Genomic DNA, 5,918 nt, shown 5'->3' with positions numbered 1-5,918 from the left:
GGGGCGGGCCTTCGTGGTCTCCGGCAGCGCATAGGCTCGCCGCATGGCAGACGCACAGACCTTCCTGGCCGCCGTGGACCGGCTGGCCGACCGCTTCCGTTCGATGCCGCAGAGCAGGCTGCTGGCCCCGGTGCCCGGGTATCCGAGCCGGGCGGCGGCGGTGCTGGCCCTGGCGGCGGACTCGGCCGGGCGGGCGCTGGAGCTGGCGGGGGAGCCGCCGAGGGAGTTCCCGGACGCCGGGGCCTTCGCGGTGGGCGACCAACTGGCCGTCGCCGGGCGGGAGCTGGCCGCAGTGGCGGGCCCCGAGGTGCTGGCCCAGGCGCTGGACGCGGTGCGGGCGGCGGACGAGCTCACTGCCTGAGCCTGCCCGCGCCGCCCGCGCCGCCCTCGCAGCCCTAGGCCCGGACACGACGACGGCCGGTCGAGTCGGTAACCCCGATGACTCGACCGGCCGTTGGCCTGCTGAGGGCGGATCAGATGCTGGCGACCACCCGGTCGGCCAGCACGTAGACGGCCTCCTCGTCGGTGGAGAAGGTCAGCGAGTAGGAGCCGGAGAACCGCGAGCCGCCGAGCAGTCGGACGTCCTCGCCGGCCCGGACGGCGTCGATCAGGCGGTAGGCGGCCTCCCGGTCACCGGGGGCGACGCAGAGCGTGGTGCCGTCGGCGAAGGCGTACACGTCCAGGGTGCCGAGCGGGCCGGGGCGGACGTCGGTGAGCGCGACGGCCTCGTCGGCCAGGGTGGCGAGGCGGGTGTCGGTCCACTCGCGGGACGGGGTCGGGCTGGGCACGAAGTCCGGGTGCGAGGGGTGGCGGCGCGGGTCGGGGGCGGCCACCGGCTCGGTGTCCACGGCCGGGTCGGCGTCCAGCAGGCCGGCCTCCAGGCCGGTGGCGAGCAGGTCGGCCTCGCGGCGGGCCCGGATCTCACCAGCGCTCTCGGCGGGGTGGCCGGCCGCGGGGTGGCCGCCCGAGGGGCTGCCGGCCGCGGGGCGCGGAGCGGCGGTGCCGCCGTCCTCGCCGATCAGGTCCTCCAGCGCGCTGCGCAGCGCCTCGCCGAACTCCGGGTCCATGGTGCCGGTCTGGTCGGCAGCGTCGAGCGGACCGGTCGGCCGCGGGAAGAAGAGCGGCCACTCCTCCTGGGCGCTGGTGAACGGGGAGTCGAAGATCGGGGCGTCCTCGGCGGCCCTGGCCTCCTGCTCGGCCCAGAACGCGCGGGCCTCGGCGATCTCCCGCTCACGGTCGGCGGCCAGCGCCTCGTGCACGGCCCGGCGTATCACGGTCTCGTCAACCACCGCCGGGGCGGCGGCACTTGCGGCCGCCGCCTGGTCGGCGAGACGGCGGGCGAGACGGCGGCCCTGGACCAGCAGGGCGACGGACAGGGCGATCAGGACCAGCAGCAGGGTGGTGTACACGACGCTCACGGAACGTACTCCTAGGGAGGAGCGGAACGGGGTTACCTCTCCACAGTGCCGCATGGGCGACTGATGCTGCAGTGGCAGATGTCCGATTTGTCCGTGACTTTCGTCCTTGTCCTCAAATTGTTAGGTAGTCCCGCTCTACGCTGCGGAGTTGACCGATTCCGGGGCGTCGACAAAACGGCTCGGCGGGGGCGTGCGAAGGGCCGGATCGCACTCGCGGTGTGATCCGGCCCTCAGTTACGCAACGTCACTCCGAACGGGTGGCCGCGGCGCGGTGGTTCGGTGCGGTGGGTCAGCTCAGGCGCTCGAGGACCATCGCCATGCCCTGGCCGCCGCCGACGCACATGGTCTCCAGGCCGAACTGCTTGTCGTGCCACTGCAGGGAGTTGATCAGGGTGCTGGTGAGGCGGGCGCCGGTCATGCCGAAGGGGTGGCCGACGGCGATCGCGCCGCCGTTGACGTTGAGCTTCTCCAGCGGGATGCCCAGGTCCCGGTAGGAGGGGATGACCTGGGCCGCGAAGGCCTCGTTGATCTCCACCAGGTCGATGTCGTCGATGGTCAGCCCGGCCCGCTGGAGCGCCTGGCGGCTGGCCTCGACCGGGCCGTAGCCCATGATCTCGGGGGAGAGGCCGCTGACCCCGGTGGAGACCACCCGGGCGAGCGGGGTGAGGCCGAGCTCGCGGGCCTTGGTGTCGGACATGATCACCAGGGCGGCGGCGCCGTCGTTCAGCGGGCAGCAGTTGCCGGCGGTGACGGTGCCGTCCGGGCGGAACACCGGCTTGAGGCCGGAGACGGCCTCCAGGGTGACCCCGGCGCGAGGGCCGTCGTCGGTGGAGACCACGGTACCGTCGGGCAGCGTGACGGGGGTGATGTCGCGGGCCCAGAAGCCGGACTTGATGGCGGCCTCGGCCAGGTTCTGCGAGCGGACGCCGAACTCGTCCTGCTCGGCGCGGGTGATCCCCTTGAGCGCGGCCAGGTTCTCGGCGGTCTGGCCCATCGCGATGTAGGCGTCCGGCAGCAGACCGTCCTCGCGCGGGTCGTGCCACTCGCCGCCGCCCTCGGCGGCCCGCTTGGCGGTGCGCGCCACGGCGTCGCCGAAGAGCGGGTTCTGGGTGCCCGGCATGCCGTCCGAGGTGCCGTTCACGCTGCGCGAGACGGTCTCCACGCCGGCCGAGATGAAGATGTCGCCCTCGCCCGCCTTGATCGCGTGCAGCGCCATCCGGGTGGTCTGCAGCGAGGAGGCGCAGTACCGGGTGATGGTGGTGCCGGGCAGGTAGTCCATGCCCATCTGGACCGCGATGATCCGGCCGAGGTTGTGGCCCTGCTCGCCGCCGGGCAGGCCGCAGCCGAGCATCAGGTCCTCGATCTGGCGCGGGTCGAGACCGGGTACCTTGGCCAGCGCGGCGCCGATGATCTGCGAGGTCAGGTCGTCCGGGCGGATGTCCTTGAGCGAGCCCTTGAAGGCCCGGCCGATCGGCGAACGGGCGGCGCTGACGATGACGGCTTCGGGCATGGTGGGCTCCTCGCTGGGTGTCCGGGCTGACGGGGAGAAAGTTACCGCTTGGTAGCTCGGTCGTCACCCGTCCCCGCGTGTGAGTTGGCCGACGCCGGTTCGGGGGTCGAGTCGGCCGCGTCCGGCAGGCCGAACCGCAGCCGCAGCTTGACCTGCGCCCACCGCCGGCCGAAGTCCCCGATCCGCTCGTCGGCGGTCACCTCGGTGCCCGAACGGCCCGCCGCGGCCGCCGCCGCGACGGCCATCGGCAGCACCTGCTCGGCCCCGGGGGCCACCGGCTCCCGCTCGTCCGGCCAGAGGTCGAGCGCCGCGCAGAGCGAGGGCAGCAGGGCCATCGCGGCGGTCGCGTAGCCCTGCGCGGACGGGTGGTAGCGGTCGGCCGCGAACATCTCCGGGCGGGCCGCGAACTCCGGGCCCAGCAGCGAGCCCAGCGAGACCGTCCGGCCGCCCTCCTCCACCACCGCGATGGTCTGCGCGGCGGCCAGCTCGCGGCTCAGCCGCCGGGCCACCCAGCGCAGCGGCGGGCGCACCGGCTTGATGGTGCCCAGGTCCGGGCAGGTGCCGACCACCACCTGGCAGCCGGCCTCGCGCAGCGCCCGGACCGCGTCGCCCAGCTGACGGACCGCCAGGGCGGGCGGGGTGCGCTTGGTGACGTCGTTGGCGCCGACGATGATCACGGCCAGCTCGGGCCGGTGCGGCAGCACCTGGACCACCTGCTCGGCCAGGTCGGCGGAGCGGCCGCCGGAGCGGGCCACGTTGGCCAGCCGCACCCGTCGCTCGGCCACCGAGGCCAGCCCGGCCGCCAGCAGCGCGCCCGGGGTCTCGTGGCCCCGCCGCACGCCCAGCCCGGCCGCCGTCGAGTCACCCAGGAAGCCCAGCACCAGCGGCTCCTGCCGGTCCGCCGGATCGGCGAAGGCGGCCCCGTACACCCCGTCCGCGCGCGGCGGGTCGCCCTCCAGCAGCCCGACCGCGCGTACCGCCAGCCGGCTCTCGGTGACCAGCAGCCCGACGAACCCGACCCCGAGCAGCCCCAGCCCCCCGCCGCCGTACGCGGCCGCGGTGGCGATCCTGCGGGCCGCCAGGGCCCGTGACTCCTGCGTCAACCGCGCACCCCCTACATCCGCCGCGCCCCTCACCGGGGGCGGTACCTTCTGTCCCCTTCTGGGTACCCAACGACGGCCCCGCCTACCGGGCACCCTGGTCCATCCGGGGAGAGAACGTCAGGTACCGGAAGTGTCCGTCCATCCCTTGAGACGCCCTAGGCTTTGAAGTACTCACAGGCATCGTTTTGCCCCAGACCGGGAGGACCCCCCGTGCGGTACCACAATTCGATCATCGATCTGGTCGGCGGCACGCCGCTGGTGAAGCTCAACAAGGTCACCGACGGGATCAGCGCCACGGTGCTGGCGAAGGTCGAGTACTTCAACCCCGGCGGCTCGGTGAAGGACCGGATCGCGATGCGCATGATCGAGGCCGCCGAGGCCTCGGGCGCCCTCAAGCCGGGCGGCACCATCGTCGAGCCCACCTCCGGCAACACCGGGGTCGGCCTGGCGATCGTGGCCCAGCAGAAGGGCTACAAGTGCATCTTCGTCTGCCCGGACAAGGTCTCCACCGACAAGATCAACACCCTCCGGGCCTACGGCGCTGAGGTGGTGGTCTGCCCGACCGCCGTCGCGCCCGAGCACCCGGACTCGTACTACAACGTCTCCGACCGCCTGGTCCGGGAGACCCCGAACGCCTGGAAGCCGGACCAGTACTCCAACCCGGAGAACCCGGCCTCGCACTACCACTCGACCGGCCCCGAGCTCTGGGAGCAGACCGAGGGGAAGATCACCCACTTCGTCGCGGGCGTCGGCACCGGCGGCACCATCTCCGGCACCGGCCGCTACCTCAAGGACGCCTCCAAGGGCGCCGTCCAGGTGATCGGCGCCGACCCGGAGGGCTCGGTCTACTCCGGCGGCACCGGCCGTCCGTACCTGGTCGAGGGCGTCGGTGAGGACTTCTGGCCGACCGCCTACGACCGCGAGGTCGCGGACGAGATCGTCGCGGTCTCGGACAAGGACTCGTTCCGGATGACCCGCCGCCTGGCCAAGGAGGAGGGCCTGCTGGTCGGCGGCTCCTGCGGGATGGCCGTGGTGGCCGCGCTCGAGGTCGCCAAGCGGCTCGGCCCGGACGACGTGGTCGTGGTGCTGCTGCCGGACGGCGGCCGCGGCTACCTGTCGAAGATCTTCAACGACGACTGGATGGCCGACTACGGCTTCCTGCCCTCGGAGACCGACGAGGCGCACATCGGCGAGGTGCTGGCCCGCAAGGACGCCCTGGAGCACGAGGGCATCCCGCAGTTCGTCCACATGCACCCGAACGAGACGGTGGCCGAGGCGGTCCGCGTGCTGCGCGACTTCGGCGTCTCGCAGATGCCGGTGGTCTCGCCGGGCGCCGGGCACCCGGACATCATGGCCGGCGAGGTGATCGGCTCGGTGGCCGAGCGCGACCTGCTGGAGGGCCTGTTCGCGCAGCGGATCGCGCTCACCGACAGCCTGGAGAGCGTGATGTCCAAGCCGCTGCCGGTGGTCGGCTCGGGCGAGACCGTCACCAGCCTGATGACCGTGCTGGAGAAGGCCGACGCCGCCGTGGTGCTGGTCGAGGGCAAGCCGCAGGGCATCGTGACCAGCCAGGACCTGCTGGCCTACCTGGCCAGCCGGGCCGGTCACTGACCCATCGTCAGCCGCCGTGCCCGGTGCGGCGGCTGACGGAGTGCTCCTCGGGCGAAGTGGTACACCGGTGTCACCTGCGCGCATCACGTGGTTAACACGGGTCGTGCACTGTTGTTCTCAACGGCGAGACGCCGGACCAGGTGACAGCGGAAACGGGAGCGGCTCCCCGCACCGTCGTCACCACGGACACGTCGGTCGGCCCTGACCCGGCCCTCCGTGTCCCGCCCGTGGGGGTTGCCGTCGTCCCGCCCCTGCACCGGCCCAGGCCGGCGCAGG

At 73.1% G+C, this 5,918-nt stretch carries 5 protein-coding genes; 2 read left to right on the top strand and 3 right to left on the bottom strand.

Going from position 1 to position 5,918, the window contains the following annotated elements:
• Positions 1-43: 43 nt before the first annotated feature.
• Positions 44-361, top strand: coding sequence for a hypothetical protein (locus ACZ6ZR_RS29795; protein ID WP_345281986.1), 318 nt, complete (start codon positions 44-46; stop codon positions 359-361).
• Between the two features lie 112 nt (positions 362-473).
• Here ACZ6ZR_RS29795 and ACZ6ZR_RS29790 read toward each other — a convergent pair whose 3' ends face one another.
• From ACZ6ZR_RS29790 to ACZ6ZR_RS29780, 3 genes are all read right to left on the bottom strand, one after another.
• Positions 474-1,418 (bottom strand): hypothetical protein, encoded by a 945-nt coding sequence (locus tag ACZ6ZR_RS29790; RefSeq protein WP_465647546.1) that lies wholly within the window; start codon positions 1,416-1,418, stop codon positions 474-476.
• A 289-nt stretch (positions 1,419-1,707) separates the two neighbouring features.
• Positions 1,708-2,928, bottom strand: a complete 1,221-nt coding sequence (locus ACZ6ZR_RS29785; protein WP_465647544.1) for an acetyl-CoA C-acetyltransferase — start codon at positions 2,926-2,928, stop codon at positions 1,708-1,710.
• Positions 2,929-2,969: 41 nt separating this feature from the next.
• A complete protein-coding gene (locus ACZ6ZR_RS29780) occupies positions 2,970-4,031 on the bottom strand; it encodes an SGNH/GDSL hydrolase family protein (protein ID WP_465647542.1) in 1,062 nt (353 codons plus the stop codon).
• A 210-nt stretch (positions 4,032-4,241) separates the two neighbouring features.
• Here ACZ6ZR_RS29780 and ACZ6ZR_RS29775 point away from each other — a divergent pair, with 210 nt between their 5' ends.
• A complete protein-coding gene (locus ACZ6ZR_RS29775; protein WP_465647540.1) occupies positions 4,242-5,642 on the top strand; it encodes a cystathionine beta-synthase in 1,401 nt (466 codons plus the stop codon).
• Positions 5,643-5,918: the final 276 nt, after the last annotated feature.

This window comes from Kitasatospora sp. NPDC088742 (assembly GCF_055584905.1).
Note: the sequence above shows the minus strand (reverse complement) of the source record. Positions and strands in the feature narration are given on the sequence as shown.

Excerpts from the sequence above, each read along its gene's own strand:
- ACZ6ZR_RS29795 (WP_345281986.1), top strand. The coding sequence starts at position 44 with ATGGCAGACGCACAGACCTTCCTGGCCGCCGTGGACCGGCTGGCCGAC.
- ACZ6ZR_RS29785 (WP_465647544.1), bottom strand. The coding sequence starts at position 2,928 with ATGCCCGAAGCCGTCATCGTCAGCGCCGCCCGTTCGCCGATCGGCCGG.